This window comes from Bradyrhizobium sp. USDA3516 (genome assembly GCF_057651995.1).
Genome location: NZ_JBYGYN010000013.1, coordinates 74,999 through 96,660, shown reverse-complemented (window position 1 = coordinate 96,660; position 21,662 = coordinate 74,999). Strand labels below are relative to the sequence as shown.

Below are 21,662 nucleotides of genomic sequence, written 5' to 3'. Positions count from 1 at the left end.
CCATGAAGATAGCAACCCATCATCCCATTGGTTGGTTCACGCGCCGGATATTGTCCGGCGTGGTGGTGGTGTGGGCTGCCGCAACGTTTGCGTTCTTAATTCAGTGTGTGCTGCCTGGCGATCGCGCCCAGATCATCATTAATGTGACAAGTGGCAACGTCGGACCGGCATCCTCGGCAGAACTCGCGGCGATCAATGCGAAATACGGCTTTGATCAACCTCTCGTGGTTCAATACGGAAAATACATACTGGGAATCCTACATGGAGATCTTGGTGAATCCTACCAGCAGCATCGGCCTGTCGCAGGGATCATCACGGAGCAGATTGGGCCTACGATTATTCTGGCGGTCGCCGGGCTGCTGATCGCATGGATTATCGCCATCCTGACAACCTTGTTCATCGCCGGCAGAGACAACATATGGTCGAAGCTGCTCAATGACACGCAAGTCTTTTTGGCAACAGTGCCGCCTTACTGGCTGGCCACAATTTTGCTGGTTGTTTTTGCGGTAAAGCTGCGCATTCTTCCGGTCATCGGTGGAAATTCTCCGGTCGGGCTCATTCTGCCGACACTTGCGTTGGCTCTTGAACTCTCGGGCTTTTTCGGACAAGTCGTTCAGAACGAGTTCACGCGCGTGCTCGAGCAGCCATTCGTCACGTCCGCGCGGGCCAGAGGTATGAGTGATTTTGGCGTCAGGCTTCGCCATGTCCTCCGCCACGCCGCATTGCCCGGGATTACCTTGTCAGGCTGGGCGCTCGGCAAACTCCTTTCGGGCGCGATTTTGATCGAGGTGGTTTTCGCCCGTCAAGGCCTAGGTGGAGTCCTCGTCGCTGCAACGTCCTCGAGAGACGTTCCGATTGTCTCGGGAGCTGTTTTGATCTCTGCGGGCGTATTCGTTCTTGCCAATTTGATCGTCGATCTGACTTACCGGCTGGTCGATCCGAGGATCAAGCTGACATGAGCATGTTCGCCGAAGCCACCATATCTCGTTCGCTCAAAGAAGTCCTGGCAATCACGCGCCATGTTCCCTTCCGGGTTACCGTCTCTCTTATCATAATTGGCCTCTTTGCCTTCGCGGCTGTGGCCCCAAAGGTACTGCAGACGCACGATCCGCTCGCTATTGATTTGAGATCGTCATTGCAGTCTCCGTCGATCATTCATTGGTTGGGAACTGATCAATTGGGGCGAGATCTTTACTCTCGAATAGTCGAGGGAACGGGCCAATCCCTCGCCATCGGACTTGGCGCAACGGCGCTGAGCATGTCCATTGCCATCGTTTTCGGCGTCGCCGCAGCGCTTTCTGGTGGCGTAGTCGACAGCATTCTTAGCCGGATTGTCGACGTGCTCTTCGCGATTCCCACGCTCTTGCTCGCCCTTGTGTTCGTGACCGTTTTTGGCCCGTCGGTAGTGACTGAGGTCATAGCTGTCGGAATCGGCACAGCGCCAGGCTATGCGCGCATGATCAGGGGCCAAATGCTTGCCATCAAAGGGACTGGGTATGTGGAGGCGGCCAAGGTGCTGGGTCATCCATTTCCCCGTATTGTCTGGAGGCATATTCTTCCGAACGCCATGAGCCCGCTGACGGCAATGATGACGATCGGCGTAGGCCAGGCGATTATATGGGCCTCGGGTCTTGCTTTTCTAGGCCTGGGCGTCGCTCCCCCGGCCCCTGAATGGGGCGCGCTGCTCAATGCCGGGCGCAACTATGTGATCTACGCCTGGTGGCTGGAGATCATACCCGGTTTGGCGGTGACGGCGTTTGCTCTCAGCGTCACCATTGTCGGGCGCCATCTACAGGACCGTCTGGAAGGAAAAACGTGAATGTCCCAGGGCGGCCCCCAGCCTCTCTTGCAGCAGGCAGACCTCCTCACAGCCGATTCGCTGCGTGTTTCTTTCGGGCGCGGCATCGCCCAGAAAGCGGCTGTGCGCAGTATATCCTTCTCCCTGCGGCCGGGACAATGTCTTGCGATTGTCGGTGAATCCGGCTCGGGCAAGAGCGTAAGTGCGCGGGCTCTCATAGGCCTTGCCGGTCGCCACGCCAATGTTCATGCACGCCAGCTGAGCTTCGAGGGGACGGACCTGATCGGCCTTAATGATCGCGCTTGGCGGCGCATCCGCGGCAACAAGATTGGCTTCGTATTACAGGATGCACTCGTCTCGTTTGATCCACTTCGGCCGATCGGCAAAGAGGTTGGTGAAGGCTTACTCCTCCACAATGCGGTATCATCCCACGAGGAGCTCGCGCAGCGGGTCATTGCTCTCCTTAAGCTCGTCGGTGTCCCTGAGCCGGAGACGAAGGCCGAGCAGCTGCCGCATCAATTATCCGGCGGTCAGCGTCAGCGAGCTCTCATCGCGGCGGCTCTTGCACTCGATCCACGCGTCCTCATCGCCGACGAGCCGACTACCGCGCTCGACGTGATGGCGCAGGCTCATGTGCTGGCACTCCTCCAGGAAACCAAAGCCAGGGGCAAGGCGCTGATCCTGATCAGTCACGATCTGGCAGTGGTCTCCCGCGTGGCGGATGAGATCCTCGTCATGCGAGGAGGCGAGGTCGTCGAACGTGGCCCCGCCGTCCAGATATTCAAAGATCCGCGACACCCCTATACTCGTCAGCTGCTGGACGCTGTGCCATCAGGCCGGCCGCGCCGCTCACGTCTCTCACCATCGACTATTCTGCGCTTGCCTGGCCGGCAAACACAGCCGCCCGTGCAATCGTTGCCGCCAGCTCGTTCCATCCTGCTCGAAGCGACAGGTCTGGTTAAGCGCTTTGAGGGCCCGGATGGCACTTCACGGGCGGCTGTGGACGGCGTCTCCTTCGAACTGCGATTCGGAGAGACTTTGGGCATCGTCGGTGAGTCCGGATCAGGAAAATCGACGATGGCGCGCATGGTCATGGCACTGGATAACCCTGACGATGGAGTCGTTCAGTTTGCAGGCCGGCCTTGGAGCACGCTCGCGGAACGCGAACGGCGGGCTCGGCGGCGGGCAATATCGATCATCTACCAAGATCCTCTTGGCTCGTTTGATCCACGATGGACGGCCGGACGCATCATATCCGATAGTCTTTCGGGCGACGTCGAGAAACGGCAGCGGCAGGAGCGCGTTATTGAGCTGCTCGATATGGTCGGACTATCCGAGGCCTTGCTGGACCGACGGCCGCTCGATCTCTCGGGCGGCCAGCGCCAGCGCGTTGCGATAGCCCGCGCGATTGCATCAAATCCTGCCGTTATCGTCTGCGATGAACCCGTTTCGGCGCTCGATGTCTCAATCCAGGCGCAGGTCTTGGACCTGCTCGGCGATCTGAAGGACCGCCTCGGCGTAAGTTATCTCTTCATCTCGCATGATCTCAGTGTTGTTCGTCATATCAGCGACCGCGTCATAGTTATGCGCCGGGGGAGAATCGTCGATAGTGGCACCACTGAAGAGATTTTTCGTAATCCACAGTCTGATTATACCAAGAGCCTTATCGCGGCCATGCCGCGCCTTGTGCGTGTTGGACGGAGTGGTCATTCAGCTACGATCCTCGAAGAAGGCATCGCGTGAATGCCTTCGAATTCGACTTCCTTTCTCCAAAATTGTCTGTCGCCGATCGCGGGGGCAGCCGCGTTTGCCCGCGATTTGGTCGCGATTGCGCCCTTGCTCATTGCTCGGAAAGGACAATCTGTGGATCACGGGTTAAAACAGGGGACCGGCCGGCGCGCGAAGCAGGCCCGGCCGAGTTCGAATATAGGCTAAGCAAGAGGCCGACGACCCGCACCTGTGGAGTTGCAAGCCATCAATTGCCTGCCCGCAAGGAGTGCGGCTCTTGCTCTCCTGCAAACGGAGCTCGGAATCTTCGCTTTCGCGATAGCCTAGCCACGGTGCGGTTCCCGACAAAGACCGTGTTTGTCAGATTCGAAACATTCGGCGTCAATTTTGAATTCATGACGCCCTATTCAGTTCGCTAATTTCGACTGACGAGGCTGGCACGGTCGTTGCTACCGATAAGGTGATGGCGGGTTGAGTGCAGCCGTTGATGAAGGATCACTTTCCGCCCGCAAGCCGCGGGTCCATTCTGAAAAAGAAGACCTAGAATTTTGCGCATTCGGTTTGATGGAGAGTGATGTGGAGTTTCCCAGAGCTGACGAAATAATCCGCACTGTCAGATATATCGGCACTGTCAACGGACAGATCGTTGTCGAGGTTGGCGGGGCTTGGTGAACAATCGCGCCGAGTAGCGGTGGGGACGCATGACTAGGATGCGGCTGACGTGTTCAAGCGTCGGCTGCGAAGAACAGGCAACAGGAGCCTCATCGGCGCATCGTGTCGCCAATTCGCAGACGAGTTCACCACAAAGCGCATAACGTGGGTGCACGCCCAGCACAAAGAGGTCAATAAAAGGACCTCCAAAATCCGGCAATACGGAACCCTCGGCATGTCGCATAGGATCGGCGCTGATAGCGAGTGCACCGTGAATGAAGGGGCGGAGCATTGCTCAGATCCGAAGAACGAGCTTTCATCAGATGGCGAGTTCGTTCGGTACTGGAGCCGAGCTGCTGATAGGCTGCGCGCAGTGGCTGCTGTCGGCAGGCGAACCGAGGAGGCGATCAAAAGGACCGGGATTGGTTTGCAGCTATCCTCCGAGAACTTTAGCGGTCACGACCTCTCAGATTTCCCGATGCGGCGCTGTACCCTCAATCGCGCGCAGCTGTACGGAGCAAAGTTGGATCGTGCAGACCTTTCTGAGGCGAACCTTATCTGTCCGGGGCTAGAGCGCGCAAGTTTCCTTGGCGCCAAGCTTGATTTTGCCTATATGCACGCCATAGCAGCGCAGGTCTGCAACTTCGATGACGCCAGTCTGCGCAATGTAATTGATGCAACCGGCAGCCTGTTTCATGGTTGCAGTATGAAAAGAACACGCTTTGACAACGCGATGCTCAGCGGGCTCCTCCTTTATCAGTGCGACGCGAGTGATGCTGTATTCGATGGCGCGGAATTGCAGGGGTCAACTATCAATGAATGCTTCCTTCCTTCCGCTTCCTTTCGCTTTGCTAAGCTGAGCCAAGTCACGATCACGAAGACGCATCTGGCGGATTGCTCGTTCTTCCAGTCAAAGGGAGACTGTTTATCGATCGTGCGTCCCACCTCCATCGATGGTCTTGTCTTGCAAGGTGCTCATCTTCCGTATCTGAGACTCTCAAAGGTGAGCGGGCGGATTCGGGCGAGAGCCCTGAACGCCCCATTCGCTGATCTTCACCTGTCAAATCTCGCGAGCGCTGAGCTGGAACAGGCAGACCTCACCGAGGCGCGGCTTCTGTCCGTAGGCCTGGCCGACGCGAACCTCGCCGGTGCTGTGCTCAACAGTGCATCTATTCACTCCTGTCAGCTGGACGGAGCGGACCTATCTCAGGCATCAGGTGAGAGCATTTCGATAACAGAGAGCACAATGCGAGCCGCCAAACTCACCGGTTTTCGCGGCCGCTGCGCCTTTGTGCGCGACTGCGATCTCGAACATGCGGACCTATCACAGGCTTACCTCTACAGGTCGATGATCACCGGTGATCCGCCGCAATCAATGGCATTGGGTCACGCAAATCTCGAAGGCTCCAATCTCGTTCAGGCATATCTCGCCGCGGGTATGACCGATAGCAACCTGGAGGCAACACGGGCCGCATACGTTCGCATGAACCAATCGTCCCTGCGTGATGCGAATCTGAGTGGGATATCGCCATTCCAGGCCAGCTTCGTGAAAGTCGACTTTTCAGGCGCTAAGATAACCACTTTCGAGCCGCCGTTTTTTGCTGACCGTTGTCGGGGACTGCAGGTCGCTCTGGAGGGGGATCAGCGGAGCGAGCCATCGAACTATCTGGCTGAACTCTCATCGTTGATGCGACGTGGTCGAGAAGGGTCAACCTGACTCCTTTGAAAACCGCAAGAACAGAGGGAGCTGCAGTGCCCATGAGCTTAGATCAGCTTGATGCTGTGGTTCGAGCTGTAAGCGGGCGTTGAAGCTCTTTGGAGTTCGTCTGCGTGCGCGGCCCACACGGGATGCCCAGGCCGCGCATCTTCTCCACTCTTTTTGCGTTCAAGAAAACTGGAGTAAGAACATGCATCTGGCAGGTCTTTCCGCAGGCAAGGCGTTCATCCGGGAGGTCGCAAGAACAGGTCAGACCATTGGCACGGTACACACTCTGGGCGCCCTGCATCTTGGGCATGCAGAACTGATCAGAAGAGCGGCCTCGGAGAATGACGTCGCGATTGTCACAGTGTACCCGAACAAGATCCAGCTTAGACCAGGTGGGAGCTACGATTTCAATTTGGACGATGATATTGGACTTGCCCTACGTTCGGGAGCGACTGCCGTGATTTCCTCGTGCGACACCGAAATGTTTCCGCCTGGCTATCGAACGTTCGTATCGCAAGGTGACTATCATTTGCGTTTAGATGGACCTGAGGCGTGCTTGAAGGAAGCCGTAACCGGTGCGGTCCGTTGGATCTGCTATGCGCGGCCAACTCGCAGCTACTTCGGCCTGAAAGATATCGGTCAGGCGATCCTGGTGAAGCGCGCCGTTGCAGACCTCCTTCTCGATTGCGAGATAAGGTTTGTGCCGACCGTGAGATACAAGAATGGAGTGCCGATTTCGTCGCGCTTGAGGCGATTTAGCCGGTCTGAGCTTGATGAGCTGTCGTGCCTCTTCACGGCGCTCAACCATTTAAGGGAAGAGATCGTCCGAGGAGCGTCGAGCGTCAAGGACCTTGTAGCGTCGGCTGCATCTCACATAAAGTTACGACGGTTTAAATTCGATTTTCTTCGGATTGTCGGCGCTGACAGCTTCGAAGATCTAGAGCAGGTCAAGCTCCCTTTCATCATTATTGGGGCGGCAACGGCTCATGGCCTGAGGGTTTTCGATAGTATCTATGTTCCAGATCAGGATACCCTCCTAAATGGTGCTCCGGATCTCTGGATCGACCTGCCTAAGCACTCGTAGCTAGACCATTTTTCACCGCATGGCCTTCACGGAACTGGTACACTGGCGTGGCATGTAAACAGCATGCAAAAAGAAATCTGAGCTGATCGGTTGGCGCGCTAACATTTCCCCGACATTCACTGGCCGCGAAGTCTAACCAGCATGCATCCCAGACTACCACCCGCTCGGGCGCCCAGGGCGCTAAGCTGGCGCGGCCGCTCCCAAAAATATTTGCTCTATTCGACATTTCCGCGAGGGTGACATGTTTGATGTCTATCGCAATAACAGGCGGGACTTCCTTGTCATAAGCAACGGGTCTGCGATACCCGCACTTTACTCATCCAATAAATGGCGCAAGAGCAGAATTAGAGTTCTCAAAGTCAGCGACGAGATAAAGTCGGCCGTTCAGCGACATGGGTACTACGTTCGTAGCTTTCGAGTTGGTAAAAGGGGAATGAGCTAGGGCTTGAACCAATAACGCCATGTCGGCTGACGAGGGCCAAGCGGAAAACATCTGCTCGGGATGAGTTTACCGGTTTCAACCCAAAGCGGACACGTCGGAAGCAAGGCGCATCTTCGGCAACGCTAAAGCATAAACTCGGCTCCGAAGCGGCGCTGACCGGATAGTCGATAGTTGCGCTAAAGACGAATTTTTACAGGAGGTTGGCACTCCCGTGACTGCTATTTCCTGGAGGTACAGCCTACAAACATCATCGCGTTCCGCGGCCTATTCAGCGGCGATTCGCGAGATCAGTCTGTCCAAATAAAGAAGCAAGCTAGGCGGGCGCCGTCGGTATTATCTTTTCGGCATTGATCGGCAAGATGAAGAGGATGTCCACTCATCCGTCTCGCTGTCGAGGGCTCTGACCGGGCTTACGCTAGTCCCGCTCGTGCTCGTCCCTCAATCTCCGCTCGAGGCGATCGGCTTGCTCTTTGGTCAAATTGACCGCCCCCCAACTAATCCCAACCAGAGCCGGCCCCTTCCGTTGCCGATCGTAAACCATCCAGCCCCTTAGCCCCCTGACGAACAAAAAATCGGCGCGGTGAGGGCGTCGCGCACCGCCATGTCAGATCCGCGCTTTGATCATCTGATCATCACCTGATGGTTACCCGAGTTCGCTCAAGACAACGCGCCTCCGGAACTCGTGCGCGGCAGCTTTCAAATCGCAGACTCCGATCAGACCGAGTTGCCTCAAGCTTAAGAGAGCAAGCGGTCACACAGCTCGACACAAAGCCCAGATCCCAATATCGCTATGGCGCGTTGCTCCTCCGAATCGAGATCAGCCCATGATATGCTTTCATCACGCGCTCCGGTTTCTCAAAAGCCAAACGCATGCCTGATGTGCCGGAGCATAGCGATCGCCGCGTCGGTGTACCGACCGTGCGTGAGGAATTGATCCAGTTGCGTTGTGAAAACCAGCGCCGCAACTGCCGCCGTGAAGCCCTTGAACATTGGGCCTCTCCTGAAAGAGACCGCCAAACCGGGCGTGTCGAAAAATTAGATGTTCTCAGATTGGCTGCCGCCAATGGCGAACGAATATGGAAATGGTGACAGTGAATGGTAACTACTCTCTTAAGGGGTGCGGTGGACAGGTACCCCGAAGCCGCTAGACCCCGTACCGCTTGACCCACTCACGATTTCGAACCGGCGGACTGAAAAGAAGATAGGGCTGCATGATGCTTGACGCCACGGAGCGGACCAAACGGAGACCGCGTTCCGCATACGCGATCGGGCCATACGCTGTGTGAATGAAAGAAGCCGCCAATTGAGATGGCCTCTTGTTGCATGAGAAAATTGCGCTGCTCAGAACGACAAGAGCGCTATCGCTGCGAGCACCGTGTTGAGGGCGCCAATGGCGATGATGGCCGCCGTAACGATCCGGTCATGGCTCATCACTTCCTCCACTGTTAAAGACAGGATTAACCTAACACATCTATCTAGGCGGGAAAAGGTCTCGACTTGATCATGGGGCGGGAGATCTCAGCGTATCGGCGCATTTTAGCGCCGATCTCACACTGACGTGCTGTTCGCACATTTGCCTCGGGCGGGCTGCCCCAGGTTTTGCTGCTCGACCTTGTCGCGAAGGCGTTTGGCTTCGGCGACTAGTCGGGACGGCGCTCCGTCCTGCGCGGTTGCTCCGATTTGCCCCGCCTCCCGCGTTCCCCGACCGAAACGGTTTCTGCAGCGTTTCGGTGCAAGGCTTCAGCCTCCATTTTACAGTGTCCGAGCCTTCCAGAGGCCGGACACCGCATCAGGTTTGAAGCCTCACCGGCGCTCAACTTGCAGACCTGCGGACCTTACCTGCACCTGCTCGCGTCCGCATTTCAGAGCCTCCTCGCACCCCCCTCTTTCTCAGGTTACCCCACAGGACACCCCAATTCGGGAACTACTATCCAAGCGATGGAAAGATTGCCGCCTCCAGCTTCGCTGCATTGGGGTGCCTCGGCCAAGATCACCAGATGGGCGGCAGACCGCCGAGCCGCCTCAATCGGTCTCCCTGGGCTCGAAACGACAGTGAGAGGTCGCAAAAGGCTGGCTAGCTTGGGAGTGTGTATTCGATTGGATGTTGGCTTCCGCGCAGCCCTCGTCCAACTCGTGGTGACAGCTCTCACTGATTGAGTAGATCGGGTCGGAAAGTCAATGCGATCCTTACTGCCCGACATGGTAGGGCTAGGCCAGCCGCGCTTTGAGATAGTCTGGTCGGGCGGCCCGTCGCAGCCAAGCGCTCACGGCAGCTCGAAACGGTGAATCGTGACCCTAGATCTGTAACCTCGCGGGAGCAAAATCTGCGGAGATGATCATGAGCAGGCGATCAGAAGATCATGAAGCAGATGACATTATCCCGCTGAGCGAGTTGGATGTAAGCGAAGGCAGGCGCTTTCAAGACGACAGCATATGGGGTTTCTTTGACCGGCTGCGAAGAGACGATCCCGTTCACTACTGCAAAGACAGCCCTCATGGTCCATATTGGTCCGTGACGAAGTATCGGGACATCGTAGCGGTAGACACAAACCACAAAGCATTCTCATCAGAGCAAGGTGTCACTATTGTCGACGTGCCTGATAAGCACTGGACCCAGAGTTTCATCAAGATGGGGCCTCCCAAGCACACCGAGCAGCGCAATACCGTGAGCCCGATCGTCGGACCGGAAAGCCTGACGAAGCTCGAAACCTTGATACGCTCTCGGGTCAGGGCGATTCTCGATGGCTTGCCGCGCAATGAAGCCTTCAATTGGGTAGACATGGTCTCGATAGAGTTGACGACGCAAATGCTCGCTACGCTCTTCGACTTTCCATTTGAGGATCGGCGACTACTGACCTATTGGTCAGACGTAGCTGTTACGACTCCAAAAGCAGGCCATGCGATCGACAGCTGGGACCAGCGAAGCACAATCTTATCAGAATGTCTGGAATATTTCACAGGGCTTTGGAACGAGCGCATTAATGCCGAGCCGCGCCTCGACCTGATTTCCTTGATGGCGCATTCGCCCGCCACACGCCATATGAAGCCGAGTGAGTTTCTCGGGAATCTGATTCTGTTGATCGTTGGGGGAAATGATACCACGCGCAACTCGATTACCGGTGGCCTCCTGTTCATGAGCCAGTACCCCTCCGAACTGCAAAAACTAGCCGACAATCCCAAGCTGGTCTCGAGCGCCGTGTCCGAGATTATCCGATACCAGACACCGATCGCGCATATGCGCCGCACTGCCGCGGTCGACAGCATCGTAGGCGGAAAACAGATCCGGAAAGGCGACAAGGTCGTCATGTGGTACATCTCCGGCAACAGAGACGAAGAGATCATTGAGAACGCCAACAGTTTCGTGATCGACCGGAAGAATGTACGGCAGCACCTCTCGTTCGGATTCGGAATCCATCGCTGTCTTGGTCGACATCTTGCGGAACTGCAGTTGAGAGTCCTCTGGGAAGAGATTTTGGATGCGAGACTGGAGATCGTGATCGTCGGCGAACCCGAGCGAATCGCATCTAACTTTGTGCACGGCTATTCGGCTCTCCCCGTGCGGATTGAAGCGTAAGGCCCTGGTCGCGCCAGTCCCCGGCCGCCGGTGCGCGGTCGGGGTGGATTGATCTGAACTATCTTGTTCAAGCTGTGCAGATGGCTCGATCAACGCGAAGCATTTGCAATAGGCTACTCATCGACCGAGCAGACGCTTGAAGTCCCCGTGAGAAGCGACATGTCAGGCGCACGTCTCGACTTGCAAACGCCTGAGATGCCGAAAAGGCCTGAACAGCAACTCCGATGCCGCGTCTCCGGGTTGACTTGGATAGCCGGAACCGTGGACGCCGGCATCCTTCCTGCCGGTTAAAAGGCCGCGAACGATCTGAAACATTTAGTAGACCGGCTTAAGAACCGCGCCAGCAATTTCGAAGCCGGTCATGGTTTGAGCCTCGTGGTGGTCACCGGTTGACGTTGTAGCTGCGGCCGATCTCGGCCAGGGCCTCGCCAGCTTCTCGGCGGACCAAGGCCTCGCGCTTCTGTTCCGGCGTGAGCTTCGGCGGGCGGCCCATGTGCTGGCCTCGGGCGGTCGCCCTGGCTCTGCCTTCCGCCGTTCGGGTGCGGATCAGGTCGCGCTCCGCGTCCGCCATGCCCGCCATGACGGCCAGCATCATGCGGCCGGTGCTGGTGCCTGTATCGGCCTAAGGCTCCGCGATAGAGGGGAACACGGCGCCGCTATCGTTGATGCGCTGAACAATTGCAAACAGATCGAAGAGAGACCGCACCAAGCGGTCGATGCGAGTGACCGTCACCGCGTCGCCAGGCTCCAACTTGGCAAGCATGCGCTGCAGCTCTTTGCGATCGACGTGGGCGCCACCGGCTGTATCCTTGAAAATCGGATCGCACCCCGCTGCCTTCAACTGGGCCAGCTGGCCGTCGAGGGTCTGCCCTGTGGTGCTGACACGGGCGTATCCAACGAGACGATTTTGGGCGCTACCTTCGTTCATATCTTTTGTGCATTGTAACTGGCGCACGGGTCGCGCCGTCTCCGAATGGCTCGAGGTCGAGTGAGATTGACGGCCTGCTGGCGATTTCCTGCTGAACGCATCGAGCAAGGGCTATTACGTCTGCCTCGTGCGGCAGCTCTCGTGCGCGCAGAGCAATGAGGTCGGGGCGGCGATCATGTCAGCGTGCCGCGCGTCAAATCCGCGTTGATTCCCGCGCTCAAGCCGCGTTCAGCGCCTGCGCGAGATCGGCGATCAGGTCCGACGGGTTCTCGATGCCGATCGAGAGCCGGATCGTGGAATCGAGCACGCCGATTTTTTGGCGGATGTCGGCGGGAACGCCGGAATGGGTCATCGTCGCCGGCAGGCTCGCGAGCGACTCCGTGCCGCCAAGGCTCACCGCCAGCTTGAGAATCTGCAGCGCGTTGAGGAATTTCACCGCCGCCTCCTTGCCGCCGACGATGTCGAACGAGAAAGTCGATCCCGCGCCGAGGCATTGCCGCGCGAACACGCGGCCCGAGAGCGAGCCCTGCTCGTGATGACCGAGGTAGTGCACCTTGGCGACCTTCGGGTGGTCGCGCAGGAAGTCCGCCACGAGCCGCGCATTCGCATCGGCCTTCTCCATCCGCAGGCTGAGCGTCTCGAGCGAGCGGTTGATCATCCAGCAGGAATGCGGATCGAGCTGGGTGCCGATCGCGCCGCGCAGCGCTTTGATGCCCTTCATGATCGCTTTCGATCCGAGCGCGGCGCCCGCGATCAGGTCGGAATGGCCGCCGACATATTTCGTCAGCGAATACAGCGAAACATCCGCGCCATGCTCGATCGGCCGCTGAAACACCGGCCCGAGCAGCGTGTTGTCGCAGGCGATGATCGGCGTGTGTCCCTGCGCCTTGCCGATGGCATCGGCAAGGCGGCGAATCATGGCGATGTCGACGAGGCCGTTGGTCGGATTCGCCGGCGTCTCGATCAGGATCATCGACACCCGCCCCTTGCGCGTCGCCTCTTCCGAGGCCTGCTTGACCGCCGTCTCGTCAATGCCGTCGGCAAAGCCGACGGCGCCGATCGACAGACGCGCGAGCGTGTTCGTCAGCAGGGTCTCCGTCCCGCCATAGAGCGGCTGCGAGTGCAGGATGACATCGCCGGGGCGAACGAAGGCCAGGATCGTGGTTGCGATGGCCGCCATGCCGGACGAGAACAGCGCGCAACTCTCCGTGCGCTCGTAGATCGCGAGCCTGTCCTCGACGATCTCGCTGTTGGGATGATTGAAGCGCGAATAGACCAGGCCCGCGCCCATGCCTTCCGGCGGCTCGCGCCGGCCGGCCACGTAGTCGAAGAAATCCTGCCCGTCCTCGGCAGTCTTGAACACAAAGGTGGAGGTCAGGAACACCGGCGGCTTGATGGCGCCCTCCGACAATTGCGGATCATAGCCATAGGTCAGCATCAGGGTTTCCGGATGCAGCATATGATTGCCGATGTGAGTCTTCGACGGGAACGGTTTTACCATGGCTGCCTGGCTGTTCTGATGCTTACCGCGCGTTGCGCGCCTATCGGTGGTGAACGGCGGTGGTTACGAAATTGACCCCGGCCTTTTGGAATCCTTGCATTCCGGCGGTTTTCGCGCAGTTGCGGCATCGGGGAAGAGAGCTCCACTCTCACCGCTACTTGCACTAATTCTAGCCGCTCACCTGAGCAATGCGCCGGTCTCTAAGCCGGCGCTCCGCAGTCTGATGTACATCGCTAAGTCTCATGCGAATTAATAGCCTCCTTCAGTCAAAGGCTGCTTCACAGCCTGAGGCCGTAATCATTGAGTATCCTATCCGTTAGAGCGCCCTTGATCTCGCGGGCAATTTCCTTGCGGACCTCGGCACTTAATTCTCGCTTGGCATCCTCGACCGCGCAGATCTGTCCTGCCTCAAAAGGATGCATTCCATACTCCCTTGCCAGGACTGAGTAGACCCAGTCCACGTACGATACGTTGTAACCTCTGAAGCATTTACCTGTCGGTAAGCTGACGAAGAAGCTGTCACGAGTCGCGACTCGGAGTTGGAAAGGCGGTGATGGTTGCGCCTGCCTGAAGCTGCGCGACCATTTCGGCGCGATCACCATAAGACAGGGACGTATCCGCGTGGAGGCGCCTGATTTTTCTCCTCGCCGTGCCACCGCCCCCTTGGTTTGCGCGGCCGCCCCCTGTCGCTGCCTGAACTGTTAGACTGCCCGCGCCGCACACATCGCGCGCGGCCTCTCGGCGAGGTCTCAACGCTCCAAGTTTAGGCTGATGAGGTATCCCAGCAGATTGTTACCGTAATAGTTGCGCGTCGGGCAATCGGTGCCGGTCTCGACGGCGGCGCGATAGCGGTTGCGGCCGTTGGCAAATTAACCCTTGAAAAGACCCTTGCAGGATTACCGAAATGGCGCGGTCGACCTCACGAAGTTGCAGCCGCCTCTCGGGAACATCCTTTCCGCAGTCACATGGCGTGCTCGCAGTTCAGCGAGCCGTTCCATGCGTTCGGCGAGCCGCAGGGCGGCCTCGTTCACCACGATCGACGCGATCTCTTCAGCAAGCCGGCCGACTTCGTCGTCTCCATTTGGACGCCGAGCTCGATCTCCTCCCTCTGCCACCGGGCACCTCACTCGTCCAGCCAGGTGGGGCCTCGGGTACATCCGCAAGCGGAGCGAGGCGCTCGCGGATGCCGCGCAGTGCCACAAGCCGTGGCATTGCGACGAGATGGCGCTGGATCTCGTCAATGCGTCACGAGTGCGGGTGCGTTCGGAGACGGCCTCATCATAATGCGCCTTGGACCGATCCCTAGTTTCAACGAGCCGCCCGTGATCCGACGCCGGAGGGTCGAATTTCTCCCGCTCTGCCTTCAGCTCCACGAGCCGCGTCTTGAGGTCCACGAGCGCGCCGCTGCGTGCCCGCAATCTGTAGAAGCTATCTGCCTCGCTCCTGAGATCGATGGGCCTTTGGCTGAGATGAGCAATGCCTGCGCTCGCAGAAAACAGCAATTGTCCGAGATCGCCCTTACTTGCTAGAATGCTTTCGCCACCCTTCTCGAGCGTCTCGTCGTCGAGCGAGAACATGGTGCGATAGCGTCACGGTCGATGCCCCTGAGTCGCCGCGAATTGCGCTTTCCGGGATAGGGCGATCATCGGCGTCAAGCAGGCTGTTGTGCGGAAGTTTGATGCGCGCGAAGTCCCGCTTTTCGGCACCGAACTCCAGTGTTCCGCCAATCCGCATGGTGGAAAAGGGATGGAAAAAAGCGAACGGACTCTGCGTCGCAATTCCGAACAACAAATCGAGAGACGCAGTAAAGGCGGTCGATTTGCCAGCCTCGTTCGGTTCGTAGATGACATGTAGGTCAGGCTGATCGGTGGGCCGCTCGCCGAAATCGTACTGTGGTCGGTGAATTTCCCGTACCGGGTAAGGTCGAGGCTGCGCAGGCGCATGTCTTAGCCACCCTGTCCGGCAGGCTGAAGGCGCGCCATCACGCTTTCCGCTCCGTCAGGCCCCATGCGCGTGAGCGCCTCCCGAAACGACACCTCGTCAACCCCTAAGGTGTCGCGGATTTCCGGGGGGAGCTGCGCTCTTATCTCCTCAGCCATGCCAACGAGCTCGTTCTGAAAGGCGTCGGAGGCGAGTATGTCCTCCTCGATCACGCGGTGGAGCTCGAAAAGCGGGTCCTCGGATGGCTCCCTCCGACCGCTCGGTCGGACGGCAGAGGATCTCCAGCTTCTCAACCCAGCAGGTCCCGATGACCGAGGCCCTGTCGTCCGCCTCCGCCTTCAGCAGATCCGTGTCCCGGCGAATCCGCCAAGCGAACAGAGTTACTCCCTCTATCCTAACGCGCGCGACGAGATGATCTGAACTAACCCCGCTGCGCTTCCTTTCTAAGGCACGCGATATGGCAGACACTAGCTCGCGCCAGTCTTTTATTCCGTCCGCATCCACCAGAACGCGCTCGAACTGCGAGATGCTGGTGGTGCGCTCTTCGATGTGAATCGAGCGATCGTCCTCGATGGTCACAAGCGTCACGGATTTCGGGCCAGCCTCGCTGATGTCCCGGCCCTGCGGCGTGCCCGGCATGACAATGGCCCACGCCCCTTCGACGGCCGAACTCATGTGTACATGGCCGAGCGCCCAATAGCGCAAGCCCGTGGCGGTCAGATCAGCAATGGTGCAGGGAGAATAGAGGTCGTGGCCTAGCGCACCGCCGAGGTTGGGGTGCAACACGCCGATGTTCACCGCCCCTCGATAGCCGGCTTGTACCTGCCAAGCAGGCTCTCGGGTGCACCGATGAATTGATGCTGAAGATTGTAGCGGGTTGCAGCGAGCCTCCTTAGAGAAGGGATTTGGATATTCCCCGAGTTGATTACCTCAAGGTCCCTGGGAAGACCGGCAGTAATTTGGCAATTCCTGTGGCCGAAGTTTCTCCTGATACCCTTCGGGGCATCTACCTCATATTCAGATAAGCGCTTCGCCACATGCATCTGAAGAAGATCATTGCTGCGAAATAGTGGGAGCTATTCTGGTAGCGGAGCAGAGGTGCGGACACCCAATCCGCTGATCGGGGTGACGCTCGGTTGCTCGGTACGCTTGCTGCCACCTTCCTATGAGTGTGATTTAGCCGGCCTGGGCGGCGGCCCGGCTCTGGCGAGATATAGTTTGAGGGGAGTTGCGCAACGTTGATTCTGCTCAGTTCGAACGGGCAAAATGTTGTTGCTGATCGCCACCGGCGTCTCGCCACACCCGTGTATGGCTGGTGACTTGGTAAGCTCTTCGGTCGAAGTCTGTTTACTGGATAGCGGGATGCGTGTTGCGAGCGCAGGTCTGCCGATCGACATACGCTCGCCATTTCTGCTTGGCCAAAAATCGGCCTTCAGGAGGCGAGCGCCCTCCTGGCTGCTCTATAGCGTTTGGGATGACTTGGCCCAGCTCGCGTGCACAGAGCCAAGGCGTTCGGGCTGGGACTATCCCGTGGGTAGGACAGGTCGGGGCGCCGGTCACGTCTCAGCTGATCACACCGGCACTGATGCGCTAGTTCAGCAACACGACCAAGCTGCGATTGAAGTGGAACTCAAGGCGAGATCTTACTTCTTGTGCATCCCGATGAATGCTCTTGGTCAGCTAGTCGTCAGCTAGACGGCCTATCCAGATAGGCTGCGCACTCTCGACTATTCGGAGATGAAGTATGAAAGGTATTGGCCGAGCTGATCCATCACAGGGTGAGGCGGCGGGAGCGGACAGCGCCGGGGAATTGAGCCGTTCGAGCCTGGGGCCTGGTCTCTTCCCTGGGGAACGCGGTCAATCCTTCGATGCCGTCCTGGAGCGGATGCGCTCTGGGCCTCAAGACAGAACTGCGGCTTCAGATGTGGCGGCGCCAACGCGCAATGAGATCAAGGCAGCAAAGCGAAATTTGGACAGCCTGCTTGAGAAGTTTGAAACTTGCCGTCGAGCGGCCACGCAACGCTGCAACTTGGAACAGGCGCAAGAGCTGATCGATCGAGTGGTCGAAGCAGGCTCGACAGTTCTGGAGTATTACGCGAATCTGCCTGCCAATTTGGCGCGTCGTATCCTGCCCGACGATCAGGCTCGCCGGCTCCGCGACGACACGCTGGATGCGGGCAACCAATGTAACGAAGTGGCCACCCGGATTCTTTACCCACTTGAGAACAAGAGAAAGCAAGCAGAAGCCCTGCTCGACAAGGTCAAAGACACCGCTCCGCCCGACCAGTTGAGCCGCGTCGTTGCGGGCGTCGCGAACCAGTTTTCTGCCTGCATGGACTGGTGGGGTAAGAAGGCGTTGCGCTTCGAGCGGATGCAGTCAGTCTGTGCGGCTACTGCCCACTTGCCAAGCAGCACGCCCGAGATGCGCAAGGCCGAAGAGGCCCAACTCAGGCTCAATACGGGCTGGGCGCTCAATACCAGATGCATGTATCTGCAATCGCGGATCGCTCTCGCGCAGCTCCTGATTGAGTCGCGAGCGAGCACGTTAGCACCTGACGTGCGAGCCGCCCTCATGGACGAGAGGGGGCGGGTGCGTCTGCTCGGGACCTTTGTTGACGATGTTTTTCCGGCATTTATTTCGACGGGCGACGCCGTTCGCGGGGGAGCGGTGCTCGACGCCGAGCACCGCGCCGTTCTGGAAGGAGTGATGGAGCGGCTTTCGGAATTTGCATCCCAACTGAGGGGCATGCTTGAGCCCCTGAGGGAGGCTGGAACGGAAGCTGACCTTCCTTTGCAGTTGCTTGGCGAGATCGTTGACGGTGCGTGGGTGACGGCGAACGATGTCATGCGGCTGCTGGCATTGCAGCCAAAGGCGGAAGTGACGATTGAACCGCCGGCTTGGGCTGCGCTGCCAGAAAACACTGCGCTGGTGGGTGAAGGCACTCCAGTACGCAGAAAGGGCAAAGCAAGGCGCGGAGCAGCCGCGGGCGAGGGGAGTTCGACGGCCAGCCCGCCCGCGCCGCAACTCGCCAGGCCCGATGCCGCCGGGGCCGCGACGGGCAAGGTCATCGTGCTCTCGGATCTCGGTACGAAGAAACTCGCCACGCCGGAGGAGGCAGCTGCGTCATCCGCTGCGACCGATCACCTCCAGATGTGGCAGGCTCCGCCCTCCAGGAAAGCACTGCCGGGATTACTTGAGCGATTGGACGAGCTGCTGCAGTTCGATCTGCGGGCACAGCAAAGTGCCGTCTCGCAAGCGCGCCAGATGAAGCCCGAGGACGCCGAACATGTCCTGAATCGCGTGATCAAGCGCTTGCAGACGCAGTCCTCCGAGATTGAGGCCTGTGTAGTCGCGCTGGAGGAGCCTCGCCGACGGGGCCTGCTCACGGCTGCGCAGGTGCCCGAAGTGCACGAAAAGATAGTCCGGCTTCAAAGGATGGGGTCCGAGGTTCAGGGGCAGGCAAAGTCATTGAGCGCGCGAAAGGCAGCAATCACGAGCGATTGCATGAAGATCTATGCGTTTCCATCGCAGAAATGCCTTGCACAGTTACGGGCAGCGGGGGAACTGGCGTCAGTGGATCCACCTCGCGCCTTGAAGGGAGAGCCAGGGACGCTGTTCGAAATCAAGCTACAGCCCATGGCGCTGAGCAATGGCGCGACGCCAAGGCCGATGTGGGTACACATCCATACCAAGCGGCCGGTACATGTCTGGCAATTGGCAACGCTGGGCGATCGCGAATTCGCCGCTTGCCACGTGAAGTCTGACGAGCAGCGCGGCTACAATCAGCACTGGCAGAACGCTCGAGCCGCCGAGGGGCACGAGAACGTCGTGATCCACCGCGGCAAGCTCACTCCTGCGTTCTGTAGGTCCTTGTTGAGCACCGCCGCTGGCCAGCCGTGGCAGCCCCTTCCCGACCCCGAGCACGCTTCAGCTCAGATGGCTCGACTGGGGATCTAGTGAGCTGGTTGTCTTGCGCCGGTGAGCCGTTCGGCCTCAGAGTTCATGCCTTTCGGACCGGCTCGGCGGATCGCCTGAGCTGCGCCGAGCCTCGTCGGGGTCCAGCTTACACAAGGATGGAGCCCGGGAGAGAACACTGCTTACGGGAGGGTTATCGGCTGGCGATCCGGAGGATGGTCGGTCGTCGCACAAGCAAGCTGCCATACTGCGGTGGCGAACTTCGGCGCTCAGGCGAGAAGCTGGGCCGCTGACGATTGCAGGCGGGAAAGATACCTGATGCCGGCGGCGATACGCCCGGATGTCACAGTGCTTTCACCTGCCTGCCCGCGGCGAACTGGCGCGCAAACTCTGCCGGCGAGCTTCAACCGACCGCGGATGGTCTGGATGTACGGGAGCTGAGCGTCCCGGCCGCTTTGACGAATCAAATCGGGCGGCGCACAACAACCCGGCCTATTTGCTGCTCTTGCATTAGGCTACGACGGCCCCAGCATCGTGCCTCCTTGGCCCCCAAAAGATGCTGGGGCTTGTCGTTGTTCATTGAGCGCTCGAGTAAGTCGGAGCTTCTTCGTTTCAACTGCAATGGCGCCGAGCGGCGCGGAGGCAATTTCAGTAGACCGGCGTATGGTCAGTCATTTCCCTGCTTTTTCAGTCGCCCACGAGCTTAGCAACGTTGGCATCGGCGGAAGAGCAGGCTCGGTCGCTCGATCAGCTTTGGGGAATTGAGTGATGGCCACGAGCTCACGACCGCAATCGGTATGACGGATCTGCCCGATCTCTTACAGCTCGATGCCGTGCGCCCTAAGCACCCGGTGCATCACCTCGATTTTGATCTCGCGGGCGATCTCGTTGACGATTTGAGGTCCGATTATCCGCTCGGCGTCAGCATCGCCCGCAAGACCCACTTCGGCGAGCCGTTGGTTCAGCCGAATTTGAAACTCCTCGCCCATCGCATCGATGAGCCGATCGTCCATTGCTGCGTGCTCTTCGGGGGCAATGCGCCTCAGCACCGATTCCCAAGGTTGCCAGCGCGTCGCTAGATAGTCCGCAAAACCTATCGTTTCCTGCTGCCGCACCGTTGCCAGGGCCCTCTCAACGTCGTCGCGGGTGACGCCAGAGACGGAAAAAAAAGCGCATGTCGGGGGCGACGTGTCGCAGCTCCAGTGGATCGCGCAATTGGGTCTGGTAGGCGAGATAGACTTCGGTCTCGTCGACCGGTCTGGAGTGACGAAGGACATTGACCTCCTGGCGCGCTATTCCGTCTAGCGCCTCCAACCGGAACATGACGCGCGCATGCTGGAGCAACTCGGCGAGCCGATCGTCGTACAGGCCGTCCTCGATGTCGGCGTTCAGACGTGCAGTCTGCATCCCGTTCCAGGCCAAAGTGATCCGATCCTGACAGCTCGCGCATGCATCGGAGGCCAACTGGAAAAACAACTCCCGCAGTCGAGGCCTCGCCGCTGCCTGCCGCAGATCCTCGACCACGGCCTGCCGGAATTCGCTATTGCCGTAGTTCACGGTGCCGGCAAGCCGGTCGAGGAAACGAGCGTAGTCCCGCACGCCAGGCTCGTCGGCGAAGCTTTGCCATGTTGCGATCATGGCTAGGTCCTGCCCAAACCAGTTTGCGACAACCTCGTGCAGCGGCCGGGGCGTAGGTTCCATTGTGTCTTCGCTCAAGGAGAAAAGGATTCGCGGGCCGGCATAGTCCGCAGCACTCCTTGCTCTCAGTAGATTGCTCTGAACCCCCTCCTGCAGCGGATTGTCGGTCAAATCGAGGGCCGCATCGCTGGCTAGCTGCAGAAGGCTCGCCGGTACGTCCGTCAGCCGATTATTGCTAACATCAAGTACTTCGAGGGAAGCGGGGAGTTCCGGCAGCCGGACCAGTTGATTGTCGCTGGCCGTTAACAATTCGATCGCCGACGGGAGCGGCTCAGGCAGTTCGGTCAGCTGATTGGAATCGAGAACCAGGCTTTCAATGCTGGCTGGAAGATCGGGCAGGCTGGTAAGCTGGTTGCTTGGCGCGACAAGATCCCGGAGCGTTGACGGAAGCGCGGGCAGATTGGCCAGTTGATTGTCACCGGCGTCCAGGTTCTGAAGCACGGCTGGAAGGTCAGGCAAGCTGGTCAGCTGGTTGCCTGCAGCATGGAGCTCCTCAACCGTTGCTGGAAGAGCGGGCAGGATGGTCAATTGATTATTATCGACGACCAGGCTCCGCAGCCCGGCTGGAAGATCGGGCAAGCTGGTCAGGTGGTTGCTTGCAGCGTAGAGCTCCTCAAGCGTTGTTGGAAGAGCAGGCAGACTGGTCAATTGATTATTATCGACGACCAGGCTCCGCAGCCCGGCTGGAAGCGCAGG

General features: G+C 58.8%; 16 protein-coding genes and 1 pseudogene. 9 read left to right on the top strand and 8 right to left on the bottom strand.

All coding sequences use genetic code 11. The features are described 5' to 3' along the window. Positions 1-2: 2 nt before the first annotated feature. From AC24YW_RS32445 to AC24YW_RS32410, 8 genes are all read left to right on the top strand, one after another. Positions 3-959, top strand: a complete 957-nt coding sequence (locus tag AC24YW_RS32445) for an ABC transporter permease (RefSeq protein ID WP_487486531.1) — start codon at positions 3-5, stop codon at positions 957-959. Beyond that, positions 956-1,819 (top strand): ABC transporter permease, encoded by an 864-nt coding sequence (locus tag AC24YW_RS32440; protein WP_487486530.1) that lies wholly within the window; start codon positions 956-958, stop codon positions 1,817-1,819. The genes AC24YW_RS32445 and AC24YW_RS32440 overlap by 4 nt, the downstream gene beginning before the upstream one ends. After that, positions 1,820-3,541, top strand: a complete 1,722-nt coding sequence (locus tag AC24YW_RS32435) for a dipeptide ABC transporter ATP-binding protein (protein WP_487486529.1) — start codon at positions 1,820-1,822, stop codon at positions 3,539-3,541. Between the two features lie 706 nt (positions 3,542-4,247). Next, positions 4,248-5,894 (top strand): pentapeptide repeat-containing protein, encoded by a 1,647-nt coding sequence (locus tag AC24YW_RS32430; protein WP_487486528.1) that lies wholly within the window; start codon positions 4,248-4,250, stop codon positions 5,892-5,894. A gap of 190 nt (positions 5,895-6,084) precedes the next feature. Then, on the top strand, positions 6,085-6,966 hold the full coding sequence (locus AC24YW_RS32425) for a pantoate--beta-alanine ligase (RefSeq protein WP_487486527.1): 882 nt from the start codon (positions 6,085-6,087) through the stop codon (positions 6,964-6,966). A gap of 241 nt (positions 6,967-7,207) precedes the next feature. Continuing rightward, on the top strand, positions 7,208-7,408 hold the full coding sequence (locus tag AC24YW_RS32420; RefSeq protein WP_271596596.1) for a hypothetical protein: 201 nt from the start codon (positions 7,208-7,210) through the stop codon (positions 7,406-7,408). 870 nt (positions 7,409-8,278) lie between these two features. After that, a complete protein-coding gene (locus AC24YW_RS32415; RefSeq protein WP_487486526.1) occupies positions 8,279-8,497 on the top strand; it encodes a hypothetical protein in 219 nt (72 codons plus the stop codon). A gap of 1,249 nt (positions 8,498-9,746) precedes the next feature. Then, positions 9,747-10,982, top strand: coding sequence for a cytochrome P450 (locus tag AC24YW_RS32410; RefSeq protein WP_487486525.1), 1,236 nt, complete (start codon positions 9,747-9,749; stop codon positions 10,980-10,982). Between the two features lie 382 nt (positions 10,983-11,364). On the opposite strand, the pseudogene AC24YW_RS32405 reads toward AC24YW_RS32410, so the two are convergent. From AC24YW_RS32405 to AC24YW_RS32380, 6 genes and pseudogenes are all read right to left on the bottom strand, one after another. Further along, positions 11,365-11,910: pseudogene (locus tag AC24YW_RS32405) on the bottom strand (recombinase family protein). A 217-nt stretch (positions 11,911-12,127) separates the two neighbouring features. Beyond that, a complete protein-coding gene (locus AC24YW_RS32400; RefSeq protein WP_487486524.1) occupies positions 12,128-13,411 on the bottom strand; it encodes a cystathionine gamma-synthase family protein in 1,284 nt (427 codons plus the stop codon). A 278-nt stretch (positions 13,412-13,689) separates the two neighbouring features. Continuing rightward, positions 13,690-13,833 (bottom strand): hypothetical protein, encoded by a 144-nt coding sequence (locus AC24YW_RS32395; RefSeq protein ID WP_487486523.1) that lies wholly within the window; start codon positions 13,831-13,833, stop codon positions 13,690-13,692. Between the two features lie 474 nt (positions 13,834-14,307). Next, a complete protein-coding gene (locus AC24YW_RS32390; RefSeq protein WP_487486522.1) occupies positions 14,308-14,988 on the bottom strand; it encodes an AAA family ATPase in 681 nt (226 codons plus the stop codon). Then, positions 14,930-15,256 carry an AAA family ATPase gene (locus tag AC24YW_RS32385; RefSeq protein WP_487486641.1) on the bottom strand — a complete coding sequence of 109 codons (327 nt, stop codon included), beginning with the start codon at positions 15,254-15,256 and terminating at the stop codon, positions 14,930-14,932. Before AC24YW_RS32385 ends, AC24YW_RS32390 begins: the two co-directional genes overlap by 59 nt. A 246-nt stretch (positions 15,257-15,502) precedes the next feature. Continuing rightward, positions 15,503-16,150 carry a metallophosphoesterase family protein gene (locus AC24YW_RS32380; RefSeq protein WP_487486521.1) on the bottom strand — a complete coding sequence of 216 codons (648 nt, stop codon included), beginning with the start codon at positions 16,148-16,150 and terminating at the stop codon, positions 15,503-15,505. 946 nt (positions 16,151-17,096) lie between these two features. Here AC24YW_RS32380 and AC24YW_RS32375 point away from each other — a divergent pair. Next, positions 17,097-19,310, top strand: coding sequence for a hypothetical protein (locus AC24YW_RS32375; protein ID WP_487486520.1), 2,214 nt, complete (start codon positions 17,097-17,099; stop codon positions 19,308-19,310). Positions 19,311-20,086: 776 nt separating this feature from the next. On the opposite strand, the gene AC24YW_RS32370 is transcribed toward AC24YW_RS32375, so the two are convergent. Beyond that, entirely contained in the window at positions 20,087-20,281 is a 195-nt protein-coding gene (locus tag AC24YW_RS32370; protein WP_487486646.1) for a hypothetical protein, read from the bottom strand. Between the two features lie 118 nt (positions 20,282-20,399). Beyond that, positions 20,400-21,614 carry an NEL-type E3 ubiquitin ligase domain-containing protein gene (locus AC24YW_RS32365; protein ID WP_487486519.1) on the bottom strand — a complete coding sequence of 405 codons (1,215 nt, stop codon included), beginning with the start codon at positions 21,612-21,614 and terminating at the stop codon, positions 20,400-20,402. Positions 21,615-21,662 lie beyond the last annotated feature (48 nt).

Coding starts and splice junctions, on each gene's coding strand:
- AC24YW_RS32415 (WP_487486526.1), top strand. CDS start 8,279: ATGCCTGATGTGCCGGAGCATAGCGATCGCCGCGTCGGTGTACCGACC.
- AC24YW_RS32435 (WP_487486529.1), top strand. CDS start 1,820: ATGTCCCAGGGCGGCCCCCAGCCTCTCTTGCAGCAGGCAGACCTCCTC.
- AC24YW_RS32440 (WP_487486530.1), top strand. CDS start 956: ATGAGCATGTTCGCCGAAGCCACCATATCTCGTTCGCTCAAAGAAGTC.
- AC24YW_RS32445 (WP_487486531.1), top strand. CDS start 3: ATGAAGATAGCAACCCATCATCCCATTGGTTGGTTCACGCGCCGGATA.
- AC24YW_RS32400 (WP_487486524.1), bottom strand. CDS start 13,411: ATGGTAAAACCGTTCCCGTCGAAGACTCACATCGGCAATCATATGCTG.
- AC24YW_RS32425 (WP_487486527.1), top strand. CDS start 6,085: ATGCATCTGGCAGGTCTTTCCGCAGGCAAGGCGTTCATCCGGGAGGTC.
- AC24YW_RS32390 (WP_487486522.1), bottom strand. CDS start 14,988: ATGTTCTCGCTCGACGACGAGACGCTCGAGAAGGGTGGCGAAAGCATT.
- AC24YW_RS32375 (WP_487486520.1), top strand. CDS start 17,097: ATGAAAGGTATTGGCCGAGCTGATCCATCACAGGGTGAGGCGGCGGGA.
- AC24YW_RS32370 (WP_487486646.1), bottom strand. CDS start 20,281: ATGGACGATCGGCTCATCGATGCGATGGGCGAGGAGTTTCAAATTCGG.
- AC24YW_RS32420 (WP_271596596.1), top strand. CDS start 7,208: ATGTTTGATGTCTATCGCAATAACAGGCGGGACTTCCTTGTCATAAGC.
- AC24YW_RS32410 (WP_487486525.1), top strand. CDS start 9,747: ATGAGCAGGCGATCAGAAGATCATGAAGCAGATGACATTATCCCGCTG.
- AC24YW_RS32395 (WP_487486523.1), bottom strand. CDS start 13,833: ATGCATCCTTTTGAGGCAGGACAGATCTGCGCGGTCGAGGATGCCAAG.